The 251-nt window shown below is 51.0% G+C and carries 1 pseudogene; it reads left to right on the top strand.

Annotated elements, in window-relative coordinates:
* Window positions 1-125: 125 nt before the first annotated feature.
* A pseudogene (locus C7B16_RS24430) lies at window positions 126-251 on the top strand (IS3 family transposase); the annotation flags it as partial.

The following is a 251-nucleotide window of genomic DNA, read 5'->3' on the forward strand; positions in this document are numbered from 1 at the left end:
GTTCTGCGGGGTTCTGCGGATAATGTTTTCTGTTCCATAACAGGTGTCCACTAGTTGAAAAAGTGGGCACCTACGTTACCAATACTGGCTTAATGGCTACATACGGCGGTCAGTTTACGCTTACACATGTTGCTATCCCTAACTATCTTGAACGGCAGTTCGCCGTGACCGAGCCAAATCAGGTGTGGTGCGGTGATGTGACCTATATCTGGACGGGTAAGCGCTGGGCGTACCTCGCCGTTGTTCTCGAC

Origin of the sequence: Escherichia sp. 20412-1, assembly GCF_003027595.1 — a bacterium.
GTDB classification, from domain to species: Bacteria; Pseudomonadota; Gammaproteobacteria; order Enterobacterales; family Enterobacteriaceae; genus Escherichia; species Escherichia marmotae.